Genomic DNA, 19,550 nt, shown 5'->3' on the forward strand with positions numbered 1-19,550 from the left:
TCCCCGGCTTTCACTCAGCGCGCTCAAGATAGGATGTTAGGTGACCGCACTAGCCAGCTTGCCGCCCAAAGTCGGCGTTGTTATCCCCGCACTTAATGAAGCAGATGCCATCGGCCAAGTAGTGTCATCCCTTCGCTCTAAGTACGATTACCCTATTGTGGTCGTAGACGACTGTAGCGAGGATGAGACATCTCAGATAGCGTTACAGGCAGGCGCTCAGGTTCTCCCCTTAGCCGCACGACTTGGGGCTTGGGGCGCTACGCAAACCGGAATCCGTTATTTTTTGCAGCAAAATTTTGACGTTGTAGTCACCTTAGATGCCGACGGCCAGCACGAGCCAGAATCACTGCCCGCTCTACTAGAGCCCATTCTTAATGGCAATGCAGATGTCACCATAGGCACCTGCCCCGGTCGTGTCTCCCGCCTACGGCTACTCGCCTGGATGATGATGAAAACCACTTCCGGTTTAAGAATGGAAGACATCACTTCCGGCTTTAGAGTATACAACCGCCAAGCACTCGATGAGTTAGCCGACCCACGCGCTACCCTGTTTGACTACCAGGACGTCGGTGTATTGTTATGCCTTCAAGCGGCAGACTTGAAGCTGCTTGACGTACCAGTACAGATGCAGGAACGTTGTGGAGGAGGCTCGAGAATTTTCCACTCCTGGCTAGTGGTCGGCCGCTACATGCTGCAAACACTTATATTAGGACTAGCAAAACGCCGCCTGGGAACGCGAATGGAGGGTAAGGTATGATTTTATGGATAAACGCCGCTATTGGCTTGCTGGTAGCCACTACTATTTTATTGCTAATTCGCCGCGACAAACTCCACATACGACACGGTGTATTCTGGTTGTTTGTTGCCGTAGCATTTGCAGGCTTGGGCTTCGCGCCACCAGTGGTTGATTGGCTGGCAAAAATTCTCGGGGTGGGCTACCCCCCTATACTCGCCATGTTGGCCACTATTACTGTTTTGGTTATCAAAATCCTGTTAATGGATATTGACCAGGCCCGCCAGGAAGTTCAACTGCAACGACTCATCCAACGGGTAGCTATACTCGAGGGTTCGCTTCAACAACGTATAAAAAGCGACGACGAAGCTTCTAAGTCATGAGCAACTTACTCTTCGCGCTATTATCGCTGCTACCCTGGGTTGCTGGCGCCCTGGTGCTATGTCCGTTACGAAAAAAACTCAGCCTAAATGCCATAAGCGAACTAGGCTATGGCTACTTCGCGGGCGCGACGCTATTAACCGTTAGCGCCTTTATTGTCTCGTATATACCATGGCTAACAACATCGTTGGGATTATTGATAATCTTAGCCATATTGACCCTTTTCACTCGCGTTGCCACCACCCGAATAGCGCATTCATTACCCACTTATCCAGCCCAGCACCTAGCGCCTGCCAATCGATTTGAGCACGGGGCAACCGCACTCATATTGGTTCTGATCACTTTGCATCTAGGGTTTGCCGCCCTCGAGATCTACTGGCGCCCGGTATACCCCTGGGACGCCTGGCAAACCTGGATGTATACAGCAAAAGCGTGGTACTTCAACGGTGCTCCGGTAGACATTTACTCACCGCTACACTGGTTTAACCACCCTGATGAAGCAGGCTATACCGCTCAAGGGCATCGGTATCCGTGGCTACTACCGGCCCAGGCATGGTGGCTAGCAAGTCTCGCCGGCTTCTGGCCAGAAAATGGGGTTAATTGGCCTACGTTATGGGCTGCCATAGCGCTGGGCTTGGCGCTGTGGGGGCAGGCGATAAGCGCCACTAAAGTTCGGCTCGCGGGCCCCTTATCAGCACTGCTATTACTAACCATGCCTCTGCTGGGGTCGCACATCAGTCTTGCGGGCTATGCCGACCTGTGGCTGGCGGGCTTTAGCGGTTTGGGCTTAATCGCTCTCAGCCGGGGGCTACTGGAAAACCACAGGGGTCAGCTTTTCTTTGGGCTGTCAGCCTTAATTTTGGGGTTAATGGTGAAGCACGACGCCATAATCTGGATCGTTTGCGCCCTTACTCTTACTTGCTTACTAAAGCTGAGGTTTCGCACCTCCATCACACTGCTGGTGGTGGCGGCAGCGCTGCTGTTTTGTATTCTTAAGTTCGGCCTCTCTAGCTTCGAGCTGCAATACCATGCCGACTTTGGCCGCTACAGCGAATTACTATGGCTGGCCGACAGCTGGCACATTCTCTGGTATATACTCCCCGCTACTGTGCTCCTCGCCTTACTGACACGATCTAACGCGCGTCAAGCCGCCAAAGTCTTTGGGTTATTACTCGTTATTTTGTTCGCCAGTCAATTGGTACTGTTCGGTGCTACTAATGCCGGCAGCTGGGTTGGCACCGCATCCAGCCGACTGCTCCTCCAGATCTCGCCTTTATGCATTTTTGCTTTGGTGTACCTCGCAGCCACCCACGCCACTATAAAGGCAGAGCACACCAGATACCGCGGCCTGGTGGCGATTTTCGCAGGCACCTTTTGCCTGCTGCTTTTAACAACTTACTGGCTGCTCTGCGTCGCACACAAAAGCCCCGAAACACCTGAGACCACAGCCTTCACAGCGCAACAGCTGCACCCCGTTTACGGCCCAATGCGCAGCCAAGACTCTCAGCTGGAGCTTCCACCGGCTCCCAGTGGGCGCGCTATAGTCAGTACCGGACACATTCGGCTCGACGCCTCGAGCTTTAGCATTCTTGATGTGGAAATCGACGGCACACAACAGACCCAACAAACATTTTTCTGGCGTACCAGCGTCCGACCTCAACCCTTCACTCGCGAACTTACTGTTGGTTCTGGCCCAACCCTTTTGAGTGATGACAGCAACTGGAAGGGAGAGATCATTGAAGCCGGACTGATACTTTACGCCTCCCCTGAAAACACATTAAAGCTCCAAGAGCTGCGCTTTTTGCAAGCCACCCCGCAAGCACTGACGGACGTGATGTTAAACGACTTGGCTCGCCCCACTTTTTGGGATCAAACTTCCATCAACCGCACCGAGCTGCAAACAGCCGATAACCTACCCTCAGCACCTTTGCTCGCGGGGCTATGGGTGCTATTTTGCTGGGTGGCATTGCGGCTGTACGGCCCAACGCTACCTTTACACCCGATGCTTTGGGTGGCTATTGTTGCCTGGCTGGCTGTGGATGCCCGCTGGCTTTATAACAGCTACCAGCAAGCACGATTAACATATACACACTACTCAAACACGGCCAACCCCGAAGCACTGGACCTTGCCCATGACAGCGTCATTTTGGCGTTTGCCCAACAGGTAAGCGACACCCTTGGGCAAGAGCCTCGCCGAGTAATTATTGTTGAAGGCGGGGAACACCATAAATTCGACTCCCGGCGCCTCAAATATGCTCTACTACCCCATGCGGCTTATGTTTACTCTGGCCAGCCATCCCCTAAGCGGGCCAAATCGGTAGACGCAATTATCTGGCTAACAACCGTAAAGCCCACCGTGCAGACCAGTTGCCCCAAGCCGTTGCAAAAGGTAAAGCCCATTCTGGTTACCGACCTAGGCATCTTGTGTAAATCAGCCTCAGAACAACATGGCAAGCCACATCAATAGCAAGATACGCATAGCCGTTGACTGCAGCTTACTTGCTGGTAGCAATGGCGGCCTAGGTCGATACCTGCGCGCCCTCTTACCACGAATGATGGCCCAGGCTGGTCACAACGCCGAATGGTACCTTTACGCTCGTTCGGCTGCGGATTGCGCCGCACTGCCACGCCCTGCACGCCTACGCCAGGATAACCTGCCCGCACACCCAGGGCGTATTCTCGCACCTGCCACTTCATCGCCTTATTGGGCTTGGCGCGATAAACCCGATGTCTTCTGGGCTCCAGCTCACCGCTTACCTCTCTGGCTACCCAGAGAAACTGCGGGCGTAGTGACAATTCACGACCTCGCCTGGCTGCAAGTACCCGAGACCTTGCGCCGCAGCACCCGACTGTTGGACCGCTCACTGATGGCGCGTTCTGTCGCTAAAGCTGCGCGAATAATTGCGGTATCTCACTCCACCGCAGACGACATGGCCACCCTTTGGCCCAATACTAAAACCCGCACACAAGTCATTTATGGGGCCGCTGAAACCCTACCACCACCAACCCCTTTAACTGCTTTCGCGCCGCAGTTAAAAAAACAGCACTATTTTTTATTCGTAGGAACGCCAGAGCCCCGTAAAAATCTACCACGCCTATTGAAAAGCTATGCCGAGGCCAGCAGAGCTCAAACAAACTTTCCGTCATTGGTAATTGTGGGGGGCCACGGATGGGGAGGTGAAAATCTATGCGCGCTAATCAGCCAGCTGAATATTAATAGCCAGGTACATAGACTTGGCCCTGTCACTGAAGCCCAGCTTGCTAGCTTATACACAAACGCTCTAAGCCTGGTTATGCCCTCACTGTATGAAGGCTTTGGCCTACCTATCGTCGAAGCACTGCAATACGGCTTACCCGTATTAACGTCCAACTCATCCAGTATGCCCGAAATAGCTGGCCCTGCCGGGCTACTGGTTAACCCTTTAGCTTCAGGTTCTATCGCCCAAGGCCTAGAACAAATAACGAATAATCAAAAGCTGCGATCCAAGCTGAAAAATGCCGCCAGGGCTCAGGCATCTTGCTTCTGTTGGGATCGAGCCGCGGTAGAAACCGTAACGGTACTGCGAGAAGCCGCCGAAGCTAACCGCAAAATTTCATCACGAAACTGAGCAGCGCTTTCTTCCCAACCTATGGCAAGATCGCAAGCCGTCTGCCGCACGGGTGCCCCCGTTTGCCAGCGCTGGATCAGTCGCTCCAACTCAGCCGCCAATTCAGCTGGCAGGCCGGGCACAAAATAACGGCAAGCATCGCCACCAACCTCTCGAAAGGCGTCAATATCAGAGGCGACCACAGGCGCTCCGTGACGTAATCCCTCGACAATTGGCAATCCGAAACCTTCAGCCCAAGAGGCACAAACCAGCGCATCCGCACGTTCGTAGCAGGCATTCAGCGTGGCATCGTCCGCGTCGTCCAAATGTACTAATCGCCCACCTTTTTGGGGGTGTTCACGCAAACGCGTCATAACATCTTCACTGGCCCAACCCGGCCGCCCAACGATAACCAAGCTTATATCATACTCATCCCACAGTAAGTCCAACGCATTCAGGATGACCGGGTAGTTTTTACGCGGCTCAATAGTACCCACTGCCAACACGACAAACCCCTGCAGAGATTGTATAGAGCTTGAATCAGGCCGCAGCGCGGGAGACGGGAACATCTCTGCCCCGAGCCGAAAATTACCTACGGGCAGGGTGCGGGCTCTCTCCGGTCCCGATTTTTGCAACTGTGCCTCTAGCGCCCGGCTAGTAGCGACTGAATTAGTAATAAAAAAATCCACTCCCTTCGACACCTGCTGAAACCAACCGGTATAACCAGCGACGGTGCTGGCTTGGCACATATGCGGGATGGTGAGTGGAAATAAATCGTGCAGCATAGCGCCGACTTGAATACCGTCGCGTCCTTGCGCCTCAAACAAGGCTTCCAGCATCGCCGGCGAATCCCACGTAGAATCCACTAGCACCACAATATCCCCACGGCGAAAACGTACCGGTTTTACAAACAAGAAGCCCAAAGGCCACACCACCAAACCTAAAACACGGTAAAACCTATCGGAGTTACTTCGTACAGACTCCACTTCCGGTTTCGATTGATCGTCAGCTATATTCTCCCGCTCAATGCCCCCGCGCGATTTATCTAGCGCGTCCTCAAAAAGCTTGCCCAGCCACCTCAATAGAGGCAAGCGCAGCACCGCTCTAACCACACGACTGGCGGCCCCAATACAACCAAGCGCCAAGCGCCCAAACATCGTAATTGGATGCGCCTTCTCGGTAAGCGGCCGTTTAGGACTTAAAAAACCACGCCCCGCCCACACCAACGGCACCAACTGCACAGCGTCGCTCGACGCGCTCTGATGTTCATTCGCCAAATTGCGCGCCACCCGGCGAATACCGCTGCTGCCGCCCACCAAATAAGTGTGGCTACACTCGATAAAAATTCGACGCCGTGCTGACCCGGTATTACTCACAGAGGATACCCATGGCGTTCCAGCTCAAGGTCGAAGGTATTGAGTAACCAGTGGTTTAAACTGCGACTGCGATTGCTTATTAACAACCGTTCAGCATCACTCAAAGCAACGGTACACTTAACACCATTACCTTTCTCAGCGACATCTGCCAACCGCAAACGGCGCTCGTGGTTATTTAGCGTAAACCACTGCTTACGTTCTTCTGGCGAGCCGTCAATAGCTTTAAGAAAATCCAACTCAGCGGCCGTTAGCGCCGGGTTCAAATGCTTATCTTCAACCAGCTCAGCGTCAACCTGCTCTGCCCCCATAAAATCCAAAACACGGCCAAAGAAAGCCTCACGGTTCTCAATCATATCTTCCATCAAAAACACGCCGACCTTATCTGCGCCCAAAAACTTCACTGCAAAACGAAGGTTTTTTTCGAAATCAAACCGAGTGTCGTTTATCAGGCGCAATCGCCCTCCCCACTCCAGCCATTCGGCAAAAGTAATAAAAGCCCTGCCTTTGGGTATCGTATGATGCTTACCGTTTAGCGCGCAGGTTTTCAGAGCATGTAAATAAGCTGACGGCAACCGCTTGAGAGGATTGCGCATAGTAACGACTAGGCGTACATCCCCCAATGCATCTTTTGCCCCCCGTAAAATCGCTTGAAACTCCACCGAGGGCTTAATCAGAAGCCCTTCCCAAGAGCCAAGTATTGGCTTTTCCGGCCCCCGCATCTGGGAATAACTTCGCAGCACTGATCTCACCTGGGCGACATCCGTTGGCTTCCAGCATTGCCAAAGAATGGCCTGCAGTGCACGATAGACTTCTTCCGATGCGCAGTGCTTCTCTACCTTCCAATTGTTGCTCTTACCTAGGTAACAAATACCTGGGTGCTGACTAAAGAGAGTCTCCTGTAGCGTTGTCGTCGCAGTTTTGGGCACGCCCATATGTAAAAAAACCGGCGGCAAATCAACCGAAGACCTTGTGCGCCGACGACCGACACGAGCCACACCGGATATTAAGCTGACCGCCGCTCTGCCCAACAAACGCCTTGCGGGCAGCAACCAGCGGCCCAGACCTACCGTTTGCTCGGCAGCAGCAGCGGCTCGCCAAGCTTTTATACGATCACTCACTTCATCGCTAAAGTCCGCGCACGGCGGAATCAACACCTCTGGGTAATCGTTAAAGTTTTCGTCAAACAAGGGCCCCTCATGAGACGGAAACGCTTGCTTGGCAAGCTCGGCATTACCGGTGGCAAAGTGTCTATAAAAAGCTTCCGCCTGAACTCGGGTGGCGGGAAAGCTACGCCCTTTATGTTTTCGGGAAATGCTGAGCACGAGAAGCTCTCGTGACAGATTAAGCCCCTGGCCTGGCCCCTTGGGCCACTGCCGGTTCAGCTCCGACAGCAGCTGTACCCCCGTTTCACTGAGCGACTCGTTAACCTTTGCAGGCCGCTTTTTCCCACTCATCGAGATATCCGCCAAATGACAAAAATCTGTCAGCAGGTCACCGTCATCCAGGCGTTGCGGCTCGAATATGCCCGCCTTCACCGCATCTTCACCAAACGTCTGGCTCCAATTAGCGTAAATGCGTGCATAGTCGAAATAGTAAGGTAACGAGCCCGCCTTAAAGGGAGGGAAAACAGGTGGGTTCAACTGGCCGGTTTTGAGCTTGGTAGAATACAGGCTAACGGCAACACGATCCTGCCGGCGGAAGTACACCACCACCTTTACATTATCACTCCAGCGACTCAGCAGCTGTTTTAGCTCAGTCAACAAAGCAGGTGTTGATAATCGACTATGAAAGTGCTCAGAGGACAACACAAGGGTGTGACGGTTGCGACAAGCCAATAGCTCCTCGTCTATAGATGTCACCAACTGCTGCCGATAGGCCAGGGCTCCGGCCTTGTCGCGAATATCCAGGCGGGCGCCTATTTCCGACTCCCACGGGCGCGGCTGCACGGCGGCAACCACCCCCCACTGGGTACCGCCATGAAATCCGGTAAAACGCGGGTAAACCACGCCCTCCGAGGCAAAGGCCGCCCGGTTTTTTGCCATAAACCGCTGGATTGAGCTGGTTCCGGTCTTCTCGGTCCCTATATGTAGAACAATCCTGTCAACACGTACCGGTGCTGCATCACTCCCCATGCATATGCCTCAATCTGCCACTCAAAGGCCCGCGATTATACGGCACTCACCGTCAATCATCATCTGTAGAGTCAGGGCTATTATCTACAATCAAGCCAGCCCGCATTAGCGCCCTCCCCCCGCACACGCACCCGTTTAATGCTGCGGGTATTCTTTATTAGCCACACAAAAGCGAGCCTCCTAACCTCCGGATTCAAACAATCTCGGAACAAACAAAGTACAATGAACGCCATAGCCTACAGCGACCACCTATTTGCGGAATAAATTCATGCGGCCCCTTGTCTCCATCGTCATGCCTTCTTTTAACCAAGCGGAATTTATCGAGGCATCTATAGGCAGCGTGCTGGAGCAGGACTACCCCCGCCTGGAGCTGATAGTAGCCGATGGCGGCTCGACCGACACCACTGTTGACGTACTCAAACGCATCCAAGCACAAGACGGCCGCCTGCGCTGGTTCTCCGAGCCGGATAAAGGTCCTGCCAATGCCATCAACAAAGCCCTGGCCCGGGTTCGCGGCACACTGATTGGCTGGCTCAATTCCGACGACCTTTACACACCCGGCGCAGTAGGGCGAGCGGTGACCGCCTTAACCGGCCCCGAAAACTACGTTATGGCCTATGGCCAGGGTATTCATGTCGATGAAAATGGCAAAGAGCTTAGCCGTTACCCCACCCTGCCACCTAGCGCCCCCTATAACCGCTTTGCCCAAGGCTGCTATATTTGCCAACCCACCATGTTTTTTACTCGTACAGCGCACCAACTGCTAGGCCCGCTGGACGAAAGCATCAAAACCGCGTTTGACTTTGAGTACTGGTTAAGGGCTTTTAAGGCCTTTTCTGGGCGTATCGGCTTTGTAGACGAAGTCCAGGCCTGCTCAAGGCTTCACGATGGCTGCATCACCCTAAACATGCGTTACTGGGTCGCTCTCGAAGGTTTACAGGTGCTTCACCGGCACCTGGGTAACGCCCCAGGGCATTGGTTGTTAACCTATTTTTTAGAATTATTAGAGAGCGGGGGAAAACCACCGGCAGGCGAAACGCTCCACGAGCACGCCCATAACACCTTGCAAGCAGCTCTGCCCTATTTGGGGGCAGCCGAATCCAGCAATCTCCGGCAAACATTAAAAAGCTCGCCCCTCTACGCCCCCCTGCAAATAGCCTGACGGCAAATTTTTACACTCAGACACGGCTAGATTAATTGCGGCGCCAAACCAGCAACCTGCCGCACTACGGCACTACATATTTAATCGCCCATGCTGCTACAATACTGCGCTGAAATTAAAAGCACGGTATTGTCCTTAACGTAAGGAAAGCCCCCCGAAAGTTCACAAGGATCAGCAAGAATGCAACCTCTGTCAGTCATCATCGGACATCCCGAAGGGGATCATTCCAGCGTGCAGCGCCTATTTGCTCAGGCGCAAGTAAAAGAGCTAGATAACGAGCAATCACTGCCATCGGCAATAGCCAACAATGGCCATACGTTAATTCTATACACTCCCCCGGGCCTAGCCCTCGCCCGAGCGCTGGAGCAGGATAGCGAAATCGCTTGCGACCAAGCGCTACAGCGCTGGAGCGACAGTACAAAAGCCATACTGCGCCATTTTATGCTCAACCGGGAGCATTGCATCTTGGTGAACGAGCTGGCCCTTACTTATACCCCCCAAAAAGTATTAACAACGCTAGCCGGTAAGACCGACTACCCAATCAATACGGCCCGCGAGCCAGAGTTCGAGTTAAACGCGAAGCCGTTAACAGAGGCACTGGGTAGCTGCCTGGCATACACAGACACGAACAGCAGCAGCTTATACCGCGACCTGGAAACCGTGGCAGACGTAAACGGAGAGCAAACCCTACAGCAACATCAAGCCAGCTTGCGTAAAGCGTTGCAGCGAATAGCCGCCGATTACGCTCAACTATCAGTCACAGCCGAGAAATACCACGAAAGCAGCCAAAAACTACAGCTCCTTCAGGATGAGAACCATACCCTGCAACAGCAGCTTCAGCATACTCAAGAAGCACTTGAGCAAAGCTCGAACGACTGCCAAAAACTGTCTGAAGAAGCAGCTAACACAAAAATTAAAACCGCCGAGCCCAATGTAGAAAAACTGCAGGAACTGAAAGAAGAGAACGAGCTGCTTTTATTACAACTGCATCAGGTACAAGAAGAGCTGAAACATTACTTCTGCGAATACCAAAAACTGACTGACCCGTCCAGCCGCCAAGCCGGCGCCGCCGCGCAATTTACCGCCCCGAGTGCCGGGCTAGCACTAGAAACACTTTTTGACCTGCGCGAAGAGCAAATTATAGGCAACAACTGGTACGACGCCGAGAGTGACGGCCGCTGGGCGGGCCCCGGCACAACCAGCACGCTCAACTTACCTGCGGTGGGCCAAGGCCCCTTTGAACTTGTATTCGACATTGTGCACGCCCTGGACACCAGCATCGTAAAACAGATGCAAATATTGCTTAATGGCGAACCATTAAACCTTAAGCACAAATTCGGCAAGCTACCCATCAAACGATTCCCTTGCCAAGTTAGCGCGCAAATAGATTCTGCCCAAAGCTCGCAACAAGCCACATGGCACTTAGAGTTTCGTTTTCCCAAAACCCAGTCTCCTGCCGAGAAGGGCAGCGATGACCACCGCCAACTGGCGATACGGTTAAAGACAATTCTTGTTCGGGCACTTGTTGCGCCGCAGAAAGGCTGAAGTAACCATTTATGCAAAACTCAACAAGCATTGCCGAGTGGCAACTATTACTGCAAGCGCTCACCCCAGTACAGGGTTGGCTATACGTTGGCGCAGGCCGCGGCGACATGCTAGGCGAAGAACGATTTAAAAAAGTACCCAAGCTACTGGCCATAGAGGCAAATGAACACGCCACCCAACTGCTTGACCACGCCACCTCTGCCCACAGAAACTGGCAAGCAGCACAAGCTTTAATCAGCGAATCAAATGGGCAGGCTACTTGGCACCACCTAACCCGCGAAGAAGACAACGGGCTGCTGTCCGCGCAAGCTCTGAGCCAGCTGTGGCCCAACATACAAACGTTAGAGCAAACCCAACACCCCACCATTACCCTTAGCCAATTGCTGGAAGTTAAAGGGGAAAGCCCGGAAAGCTACAACTGGCTGACCATTGACTGCCTACCCGCAACTCGCTTGCTACAAGGGTTGAAAGGCACCCTGGAATCGGTAGACATGATTGAAGTGCGCGTTGCTTTAAATGAAGCAATAGCAATCGAATCTGGCGCCTGCCTAAAAGAAAGTGACGCTTTCATACAACCGTTAGGGTTTACGCGTTTAGCAGTTGAAGAATCCAGCAACCCGCTTATCGGTCGAGCACTGTACGGGCGCAACTTCAAAGCCCTTGCCTGCGAACAACAAAGAAAGTGCACCTCTCTAGAAAACCAAAATAGTAGCTTGGCGCTGCAATGCAAAGAACTTAAGATTCACAACGAGACCATCGCAAAAGAGCTGCAGGCTGCTCCGAGTGAGCAGGAAAAGCTGAAAAACCAAAAGCTCAAACTAAAAGAAGAACTTCAAAAGGCTCGACAGGACATAAGCGAACTAGAAAACCAAAACTATGTCCTGGCATCACAATGCACTGAGCTGAAAGCGAAAAAAGAAGCCTTGCTACAGCAAGAAAAAGATACTAAAAGCAAGCTAGAAAAACAGCGCGTTCAAGAATCAAACCTAAGAAAACAGCTAGAACAAGCGCAAGCGGAACTTAAGGAACAGTTACGCTCTGCACAGCTTAGCACCAAGCTACTGGCCAAAGTAGAAGCAGACACATCCGATTTACGTGAACGCTACGCCGAAAAAGTAAAAAGCGAGCAAGAACTTAAAGACCTGATTAAAGAGCTACACGGCAAACTGCTGACAGCATCCCACTTTTACCACAAAATTGAGCAAGAGCACCCCGAGCTGCTCGAGAAATTGTAGTAAGGGCCGCAAAAACAATGTCCACATCTACTGATCTAAAAACACTCCAACAAGAGCTACAGCAAGCACTTAGCTTAATAAACAGCTACAGTGCAGCAAACGGCGACACCCCCCCCCCACTGGACTCTAGTAGCTTTGGCAACACGCAAAGCTTGCTGGAGCGCTGTGCTGCAGTGGTTGACGCCGAGAAAGATAACTCGAAGCCGACGCTGCGCATCATTCACCATTTTGCTTGCAGTGGCGGCACATTAATTTCCAAATGTTTAGCGGCACAACCCAATACATTCCTACTGAGTGAACTACACCCGACCACCCACTTAGGAATGAATATAAACAAAGCCTCTTACACACCTAGGGATATCACCACGCAAGCCATATATGGCCAAGTCCCCCAAGTAAGAAAACTGGCCGAAACATTATTTGTAAGTGGCATCAAAGAAACCGACCAACACATTCGAGAACTCGGCGGCCAGCTCATTATACGAGCGCACAGCCACGCCGATTACTGCACCACAGAACCAACTCCAGATGTGGATACAATAACAAGATTATTGGAACCTCACTTTAACCTCAAACACTTGGTAACAGTACGACATCCAGTCGAATCTTTTATATCACTAAGAGAAAATAAATGGGTTCACTTTGAGCCTGACAACTTTGATGAATACTGCAGGCGACTATTAAAATTTTTGAAAGCTTTTAACAAGAGCAGCATCATTAGGTATGAAGACTTTGTAGCTCACCCCAAAAAAATGATTAAAGAGGTGGCGAAGAAGTTAGACTTAAATCAAGTGTCAGATGATTTCGAACATATAGATATATTTAAAATTAGTGGCGATAGCGGTCGATCTGGACGTGAAATATCTAAACGCCCCCCCAAAGTACCTAGCAACGAACTGGCTGGGGAAATTAAAAATTCGAAATATTTTCAACAGTTAATACAGCTTGGCTTTTTTGAACCTCCTGACTGAGATAGACCTTTTCATCACAGAAATAGATAAAAAAACATACACACCAACTTGAATATACAACTAGATAAGGGCATAACAATGAAAGTACTAGTTTTGGGCGGCGACGGTTTCTGCGGCTGGCCAACCGCACTACATCTATCCAATAAAGGGCATGATGTTGCCATTGTAGACAATCTCTCGAGGAGAAAGATTGACATTGAGCTGGAAGTCGAAAGCTTGACCCCAATACGCCCAATTGGGGAACGCCTTGCCGTATGGAAAGAGCTTACCGGAAAGGAAATTCCATTCTATGACTTCACCATCGGTGAAAACTATCATCGTCTTCTCACACTTTTGAAAGAGTTTAAACCAGACGCAGTTATTCATTTTGCGGAACAACGTGCCGCACCTTACTCAATGAAATCAAGCTCTCACAAACGTTACACCGTGACGAACAACCTAAACGCCACTAATGATGTACTTGCCGCTATTGTCGAATCTGAGCTAGACATTCACCTGATTCACTTGGGAACCATGGGTGTTTATGGCTATGGTACTGCGGGGATGAAAATACCTGAAGGGTATTTAAAAGTTAAAGTTGAAACACCCGCCGGCGAAGATGAGCAAGAAATATTGTACCCAACAAACCCTGGCTCAATCTATCATATGACAAAGAGTCAGGATCAAATATTTTTTCATTTTTACAACAAAAATGACGAGGTAAGGATCACCGATCTTCACCAAGGGATTGTTTGGGGAACTCAGACAGAAGAGACCCGCAAAGACGAGCGACTGATTAACCGTTTTGATTATGATGGAGATTACGGCACCGTTCTCAACCGATTTGTAATGCAGGCGGCTATTAACTACCCATTAACAGTGCACGGCACCGGCGGACAAACACGAGCGTTTATTCATATCCAGGACACCTGTCACTGCATCGAGCTAGCACTAACCAACCCACCGAAAAAGGGTGAAAGAGTTAGCATTCTCAATCAAATGACAGAGACCCACCGGTTACGCGATCTTGCCCAAAAGCTTAAAGACTTAATGGGTGCCGAAATTGCTTATGTCAAAAACCCACGCAATGAAGCAGAAGAAAATGATTTGCATGTTGCTAATGATCGCTTCCTAGGGTTAGGTTTAACCCCCATTACCCTTTCAGATGGATTGATAGAAGAAGTGCAAGAAATTGCCCAAAAATATGCAGATCGGTGCGACAAAACCAAAATTCCAGCGGCATCCCTATGGAACAAGTAGTAAGCTATTCCAAATCGTTTTAACGCATCAGTGTGAAATAATTTTGATGAATAATTAGCGTACGAATCATTATTGAGGGATAGATTTTGACAAAGATTTTATTAACAGGCGGATGCGGTTTTATTGGTTCCAACTTGGGTCCGCTGCTGATCGATCAGGGATTTGAAGTCACAATTCTTGATAATTTTTCTAAGGGTGATATTTCGTATCTACCCAAGCATGATCAATTCGAAATAATTGAAGCGGACATAGGTGACGAGGAAGCAGTCTATAATGCAGCCAAAGGAAAAGATGCAGTCATTCACCTTGCCGCACTGGGCTCGGTTGTCGAGTCAGTTGTGAATCCTAACGATAACTTTATCAGCAACGCAGAAGGGACATTTAAAGTATTAAATGCCGCTCGTCGAGCGGGAATAAAAAGATGCGTCTTTGCTTCCACAGGGGGAGCTATTATGGGAAACACCCCGCCCCCTGTTAATGAAACCTCTCTACCAAAACCCATCTCCCCCTACGGAGCAAGCAAGCTGGCAGGTGAAGGGTACTGCTCTGCTTTTTCTCACGCCTACGACATGAACATTACGGCCCTACGTTTTGCCAATGTCATCGGCCCTATTAGTGCACACAAAAAAGGCGCAATAACTGTCTTTATTCGCGCCCTAATGAATAACAAACCCATCACTATTTTTGGAGACGGGAAGGCCACAAGAGATTTTTTATTTGTAAAAGATTTGTGCAAAGGCATTGTATCGGCACTAATTAAAAACAAACCTGGCTTTAATGTTTATCACCTTGCATCAGGTGAAGAGGTATCAGTTAAGCAATTAGCCAAAACGCTCTGCGAAGTTGCAGAAAAACCAGACCACGAGATTAGATTCGAGAGCAAGCGAAAGGGTGAGGTCGAACGAAATTTTGCCGACTACAAAAAAGCCAAAGAGGAATTAGGTTTTTTACCGTCCTTCACATTAGACGAAGCCCTAAAGATAACTTGGAACTGGTTTCTCGAACATGAAGGCCCAGAGTCATAATCATGCTAATAAACGCTATAACTATACCTGTCATTCGTCAGGAAATGAAATCACTACAGGAGTGGATAAAAGATTGCCCAACCCCGGGCATGAATGTGCCCATCTATTTATCAATAGATAAGCAATGGCAAGAGCAAGAGAAAAGAGAGCTGTTAAAGGTTCATAACGCCAGCCATGCTAGAGACTGCCCGCTACGGTTTATAGATTGTGGAATCGAGCCATCACAGTCTTTTTATGAGAAAGACAAATCCATAGAAGGATTTGACTCCAATAGCTACCCCTACGGAAAAAAGTCGGGACCCAATATTCAGTTTTTTAGAACTTTACGAAAAATTTCCTCTATACAACCCAACATATCGGGCCTTCTATTATTGGAAACAGATGCTCACCCTATTTTACAAAACTGGGCCCATGAATTAAATCAACGAATTCAGTGGCTTGGCAACAATGTATATATAGCCGGGTCTCGACCAGTGATGGCAGAGACAATAGGACCTATAAAAAGCCATATCAATGGTAACGCTTTATACAATTTAGGAAATACTAACTTTTCCAATTTTTTAGATTTTTGGGAAGAAACACTAATCGAATCAGTCAAGCTGAACCCAGACATCGCCTACGACGTAGCCCTAGAATGGTCCTATCATACATTTAAATCCTCAAATTCAAACGAATTTTTGAAAAAGATATGGGATAAAGAGTCTGCACATAGATACAAGAGAGGCTGCATTGACATATCAAGCTACATTCTAAACGTCAGCGGCTGCAGTGATACAGAACAGGCAAAAATACAAATTGAAAATCACTTGACCCAGAATCGTCGCACGGTAATTTTACACGGAAAGTACCAAAACCACGATGGCGAAGATATTATTTTACAACTTAAACGAACTATATTAGAAGACCAGCTATCTCCTTGAGATTAAAGGAAGCAAGCAACTCCAGAGGACGAGACATTGAGCAAAATTGAAACACCGACTTCTACTGACGAGCTTTCTATCATTAGCGGTGAGATTTGTGGCACCAACCTAACTCTGGATAGAAAATCTAAATATTTTGCCGACGGAGGATTACGAACTGAAGGTTTGTTTAAGCAAAGTAATAAACAAAATCCTTTGGTATCAATTATAACCGTATGCATGAATTCAGCTTCCACCATAGAAAAGTGCATAAGCTCAGTACTAGCGCAGTCATACCAAAACATTGAGTACATTATCGTTGACGGATGGTCTAAAGATGAAACGTTGAAAATCATAAAAAAATTCAAACAAAATATTGATTACTTCGTATCAGAGCCAGACTCAGGCCTTTACTGTGCGATGAACAAAGGGCTCTCGCTAGCACGTGGGGAATATATTCTACTACTCAACTCCGATGATTGGTACACTGAGAATTGCGTACAGACCCTGATTGATACGCAAAAAGAGAAACAAGTCGATGTTGTATCAGCTCTTGCCGATTATGTCGATGGTAACGAGAATCATCAGTTCACAACTCAACCGACGCCCCTCGACATAACAACTCATATTCGTAACCCTCTAAGACATGAGACCATGCTGGTACCCGCCTGGGTATATAATAAATTTGGCCCTTATGATGAAAGCTATCGAGTGATCGCTGACTTTCATTTTATTATTAAATTGTATGAGGCAGGCATAAAGCATTATACATTGAACAAGCCGGTAATGAGCTTTAGAAATACCGGCATTTCCAGCACAGACATGTCAGCCTTATTTAAGGAAAGAGCAAGAATCCTAAGAGAACAATTTCCCTACATCAATAACACCGACGTAAGAATCTTATGCGACCTATCGGAGCTTAAACAGTCCGATGTTGAAGGAGTGCTTCGAAGAAACAGAATGTACCACAAGTTTCATGCTTCCCTCCTCGCGTTTGCTAAAGGAAGGTGGAAATTTCAGGATAAATTTCTTGAAGATAATGACACAGAAATTTTCGAAAAGGACTATTTGAGAATAGAAACATTTACCACCAATGCCGGTGGCGGTGCTGGAATAGGGTCTCAAAGAAGAATTGAAGCCTTGTCATCAATTGGAGTTGATGTAGGCCTGAACGCACTTTTCGCAAGCAACTCGCCCGTGGAATTTAATCAGTTAACTCGAAGCAAAGAAGATAACCGCGAGATAAAGCCTATAGAGCTAGTATCGGAAAACTGTTTTGTCATTAGACAAAATACACCTGGCTTTAAAGCCGAAGAAATGTTCTCCAGCCACCGAAGTGTAATACGGTTATCTGATATGAGCTTAGAAATCAACCGGGCAGATGTACTTCACTTCCACTGGATGAGCGGCATTCTCGACTACGATAATTTCGATTTAATAGCCAACAAACCGATAGTATGGACCCTCGCAGACATGACTGCCTTTACTGGAGGGTGCCACTACTCAGAAGGCTGCGAAGGTTATAAGAAAGACTGTAGCAACTGTGACCTTGTAGGCCCTAACAAGGAGATCGTAAATGAAACATGGAAAACGAAAAAGCGAGCTTACGAAAAGCTAAACAACCTTACAATTATATGTCCTTCACAATGGCTAGCCGACAGAGCGTCAGAGAGCACGCTATTAAAACGGTTCCCGATTAAAATGATTCCCAACCCGGTGCCTCTATCACGCTATTTCCCGACCAATAAAACAGTGGCGAGGATTAAGCTAGGACTAGACCTTAGTAAGCGATATATATTATTCGGGGCAGACAACCTAACGAGCAAGCGAAAAGGCGGGGCTCAACTTGCGGAGGCGCTCAAGATATTAAGGAATAAGAAAGAAAAAAATATAGAAGTTCTTACTTTTGGTGAATCCAATATCGACCTTCCATTTCCCCAAGTAAAAATGGGGTACTGCTCAGATGACGATCAAATGAGACTAATCTATTCTGCAGCAGACGTATTTGCTTTTCCCTCAAAGGAAGACAACTCTCCTCTTACCGTAAGCGAAGCTATGGCTTGCGGTACAGTCGTAATCGCCTTCCCCGTGGGTAACATTCCTGAATTAATTCGGCACAAAATTAACGGCTATATTGCGAAAACGGGTGATATCGATGATTTTTCAAGAGGATTACAATGGTGCTTTGATGAGACAAGGATCAACAGAATAAAGCGTTCGCTATCTGCAGTTACCTCACTAAGGAATAACAATAACCCTCTCACCTCTGCACAGAGACACGCCGAGCTTTACTATCAAGTCTTCACCAAAGAACCTAGCAAACCATGATAACTATCACTTACAATAAAGCTCGGGATTGGCATATATGGCCTCGTCTGAAAATATACCAGTTAGTCTACGTCATTTGAATATTTCTAAAAGTAAGGGTGTTTACTCACCTTTCGCATCACATTGGACCACCCAGCTACAAAGCTAGAGGTAGGGATTTTGGCCTATAGTGACCCAGAAAAACCGATTATTTTTATGCATATATCCAAGACTGCGGGTAGCACCCTATACCAAATATTTCAAAGAAACTATAAAAGAAATCAAATGTATAAACTTGGCATAACCAAGGCCCCACAGGATGTAGACTTCAGAAAGCGCCTTAAGGGATCTAAAGAGAGCCGTTTTAGCCCTATCGGAAGTGAAAGCTGTAATTGGACACAACCTTTATGGATTGCACAAAGCATTTCCATCCGACGCTCAGTACATAACTGTTATACGACACCCATTGAGCGGAATCATTTCACGCTACAATTACGTGAAAAGCAACCGACATCACTACTTACACGACAAGAAAAATCAACAAGCCCCAACACTAGAGAGATATGTCGAAGCGCTACGCGCAAAAGAGCTGAACAACGGAATACTTCGAGCATTTCTTGGCGAAGATTACGCAAAAAAACCATTTTACCAACGCCATAGATCGATGATTGACACTGCACTTAAGCATGTAGAAAAACGGTTCGTTTCGATAGTCATACAAGAACACTTTGACGAAAGCGTTGAGCGGTTTTGTGCAATGAACGAATGGCAACACCTGAAATTATACCGGAGAACCAAGCAAGATAGATTTCTGTACAACACTCGATAAATTCGAAATTGAGACAACACTAAGATACAACTCTCTTGATCTTCTACTCCACGAAGAACTCAGAAGAGAACTCATATCAAATCAAGAAAATTAGATTCTAGAAAATATTAACTTCCTTAAGAGATCGTC

Annotated in this window: 15 protein-coding genes; 13 read left to right on the forward strand and 2 right to left on the reverse strand. The window is 48.6% G+C overall.

What is annotated here, in order from left to right; all coding sequences use genetic code 11:
• The first annotated feature begins 40 nt into the window (after positions 1 to 40).
• From D568_RS0112910 to D568_RS21445, 4 genes are read left to right on the forward strand one after another with little or no spacing between them, the layout of a single operon-like run.
• Positions 41 to 757: a glycosyltransferase family 2 protein gene (locus D568_RS0112910; RefSeq protein WP_020210028.1), complete on the forward strand. Its 717-nt coding sequence runs from the start codon at positions 41 to 43 to the stop codon at positions 755 to 757.
• Positions 754 to 1,116, forward strand: a complete 363-nt coding sequence (locus tag D568_RS0112915) for a DUF2304 domain-containing protein (protein WP_020210029.1) — start codon at positions 754 to 756, stop codon at positions 1,114 to 1,116. Before D568_RS0112910 ends, D568_RS0112915 begins: the two co-directional genes overlap by 4 nt.
• On the forward strand, positions 1,113 to 3,581 hold the full coding sequence (locus tag D568_RS0112920; protein WP_020210030.1) for a hypothetical protein: 2,469 nt from the start codon (positions 1,113 to 1,115) through the stop codon (positions 3,579 to 3,581). The genes D568_RS0112915 and D568_RS0112920 overlap by 4 nt, the downstream gene beginning before the upstream one ends.
• On the forward strand, positions 3,562 to 4,722 hold the full coding sequence (locus tag D568_RS21445) for a glycosyltransferase family 4 protein (protein ID WP_083915362.1): 1,161 nt from the start codon (positions 3,562 to 3,564) through the stop codon (positions 4,720 to 4,722). The genes D568_RS0112920 and D568_RS21445 overlap by 20 nt, the downstream gene beginning before the upstream one ends.
• On the opposite strand, the gene D568_RS21145 is transcribed toward D568_RS21445, so the two are convergent.
• Both D568_RS21145 and D568_RS0112935 read right to left on the reverse strand, forming a co-directional pair.
• A complete protein-coding gene (locus D568_RS21145; RefSeq protein WP_020210031.1) occupies positions 4,623 to 6,077 on the reverse strand; it encodes a glycosyltransferase family 4 protein in 1,455 nt (484 codons plus the stop codon). The genes D568_RS21445 and D568_RS21145 overlap by 100 nt on opposite strands.
• On the reverse strand, positions 6,074 to 8,119 hold the full coding sequence (locus D568_RS0112935; RefSeq protein ID WP_020210032.1) for a hypothetical protein: 2,046 nt from the start codon (positions 8,117 to 8,119) through the stop codon (positions 6,074 to 6,076). The genes D568_RS21145 and D568_RS0112935 overlap by 4 nt, the downstream gene beginning before the upstream one ends.
• Positions 8,120 to 8,477: 358 nt before the next feature.
• Here D568_RS0112935 and D568_RS20120 point away from each other — a divergent pair, with 358 nt between their 5' ends.
• The 9 genes from D568_RS20120 to D568_RS22285 all read left to right on the forward strand — a co-directional run bounded on the left by D568_RS20120 (position 8,478) and on the right by D568_RS22285 (position 19,421).
• Positions 8,478 to 9,371, forward strand: a complete 894-nt coding sequence (locus tag D568_RS20120; RefSeq protein ID WP_157497863.1) for a glycosyltransferase family 2 protein — start codon at positions 8,478 to 8,480, stop codon at positions 9,369 to 9,371.
• Between the two features lie 180 nt (positions 9,372 to 9,551).
• Positions 9,552 to 10,916, forward strand: a complete 1,365-nt coding sequence (locus D568_RS0112945; protein ID WP_020210034.1) for a hypothetical protein — start codon at positions 9,552 to 9,554, stop codon at positions 10,914 to 10,916.
• An 11-nt stretch (positions 10,917 to 10,927) separates the two neighbouring features.
• On the forward strand, positions 10,928 to 12,151 hold the full coding sequence (locus D568_RS0112950) for a hypothetical protein (protein WP_020210035.1): 1,224 nt from the start codon (positions 10,928 to 10,930) through the stop codon (positions 12,149 to 12,151).
• A gap of 17 nt (positions 12,152 to 12,168) precedes the next feature.
• Positions 12,169 to 13,122 (forward strand): sulfotransferase, encoded by a 954-nt coding sequence (locus D568_RS0112955; protein ID WP_020210036.1) that lies wholly within the window; start codon positions 12,169 to 12,171, stop codon positions 13,120 to 13,122.
• A gap of 78 nt (positions 13,123 to 13,200) precedes the next feature.
• Positions 13,201 to 14,361 (forward strand): NAD-dependent epimerase/dehydratase family protein, encoded by a 1,161-nt coding sequence (locus D568_RS0112960; RefSeq protein ID WP_020210037.1) that lies wholly within the window; start codon positions 13,201 to 13,203, stop codon positions 14,359 to 14,361.
• An 86-nt stretch (positions 14,362 to 14,447) separates the two neighbouring features.
• Entirely contained in the window at positions 14,448 to 15,386 is a 939-nt protein-coding gene (locus tag D568_RS0112965; RefSeq protein ID WP_020210038.1) for an NAD-dependent epimerase/dehydratase family protein, read from the forward strand.
• Between the two features lie 2 nt (positions 15,387 to 15,388).
• Entirely contained in the window at positions 15,389 to 16,306 is a 918-nt protein-coding gene (locus D568_RS0112970) for a hypothetical protein (protein ID WP_020210039.1), read from the forward strand.
• A 36-nt stretch (positions 16,307 to 16,342) separates the two neighbouring features.
• A complete protein-coding gene (locus D568_RS21150; RefSeq protein ID WP_020210040.1) occupies positions 16,343 to 18,613 on the forward strand; it encodes a glycosyltransferase in 2,271 nt (756 codons plus the stop codon).
• 358 nt (positions 18,614 to 18,971) lie between these two features.
• The gene (locus D568_RS22285) at positions 18,972 to 19,421 is read left to right on the forward strand and encodes a sulfotransferase family protein (RefSeq protein WP_020210041.1); all 450 of its coding nucleotides are present in this window, start codon (positions 18,972 to 18,974) and stop codon (positions 19,419 to 19,421) included.
• Positions 19,422 to 19,550 lie beyond the last annotated feature (129 nt).

Origin of the sequence: Gilvimarinus chinensis DSM 19667, assembly GCF_000377745.1 — a bacterium.
In the GTDB taxonomy this organism is placed as follows: domain Bacteria; phylum Pseudomonadota; class Gammaproteobacteria; order Pseudomonadales; family Cellvibrionaceae; genus Gilvimarinus; species Gilvimarinus chinensis.

What these genes read in the sequence shown, in the direction of transcription:
- D568_RS0112935 (WP_020210032.1), bottom strand. Translation starts at nt 8,119, where the DNA reads ATGGCAAAAAACCGGGCGGCCTTTGCCTCGGAGGGCGTGGTTTACCCG.
- D568_RS0112915 (WP_020210029.1), top strand. Translation starts at nt 754, where the DNA reads ATGATTTTATGGATAAACGCCGCTATTGGCTTGCTGGTAGCCACTACT.
- D568_RS0112955 (WP_020210036.1), top strand. Translation starts at nt 12,169, where the DNA reads ATGTCCACATCTACTGATCTAAAAACACTCCAACAAGAGCTACAGCAA.
- D568_RS0112960 (WP_020210037.1), top strand. Translation starts at nt 13,201, where the DNA reads ATGAAAGTACTAGTTTTGGGCGGCGACGGTTTCTGCGGCTGGCCAACC.
- D568_RS0112945 (WP_020210034.1), top strand. Translation starts at nt 9,552, where the DNA reads ATGCAACCTCTGTCAGTCATCATCGGACATCCCGAAGGGGATCATTCC.
- D568_RS21445 (WP_083915362.1), top strand. Translation starts at nt 3,562, where the DNA reads ATGGCAAGCCACATCAATAGCAAGATACGCATAGCCGTTGACTGCAGC.
- D568_RS0112920 (WP_020210030.1), top strand. Translation starts at nt 1,113, where the DNA reads ATGAGCAACTTACTCTTCGCGCTATTATCGCTGCTACCCTGGGTTGCT.
- D568_RS20120 (WP_157497863.1), top strand. Translation starts at nt 8,478, where the DNA reads ATGCGGCCCCTTGTCTCCATCGTCATGCCTTCTTTTAACCAAGCGGAA.
- D568_RS0112950 (WP_020210035.1), top strand. Translation starts at nt 10,928, where the DNA reads ATGCAAAACTCAACAAGCATTGCCGAGTGGCAACTATTACTGCAAGCG.
- D568_RS0112970 (WP_020210039.1), top strand. Translation starts at nt 15,389, where the DNA reads ATGCTAATAAACGCTATAACTATACCTGTCATTCGTCAGGAAATGAAA.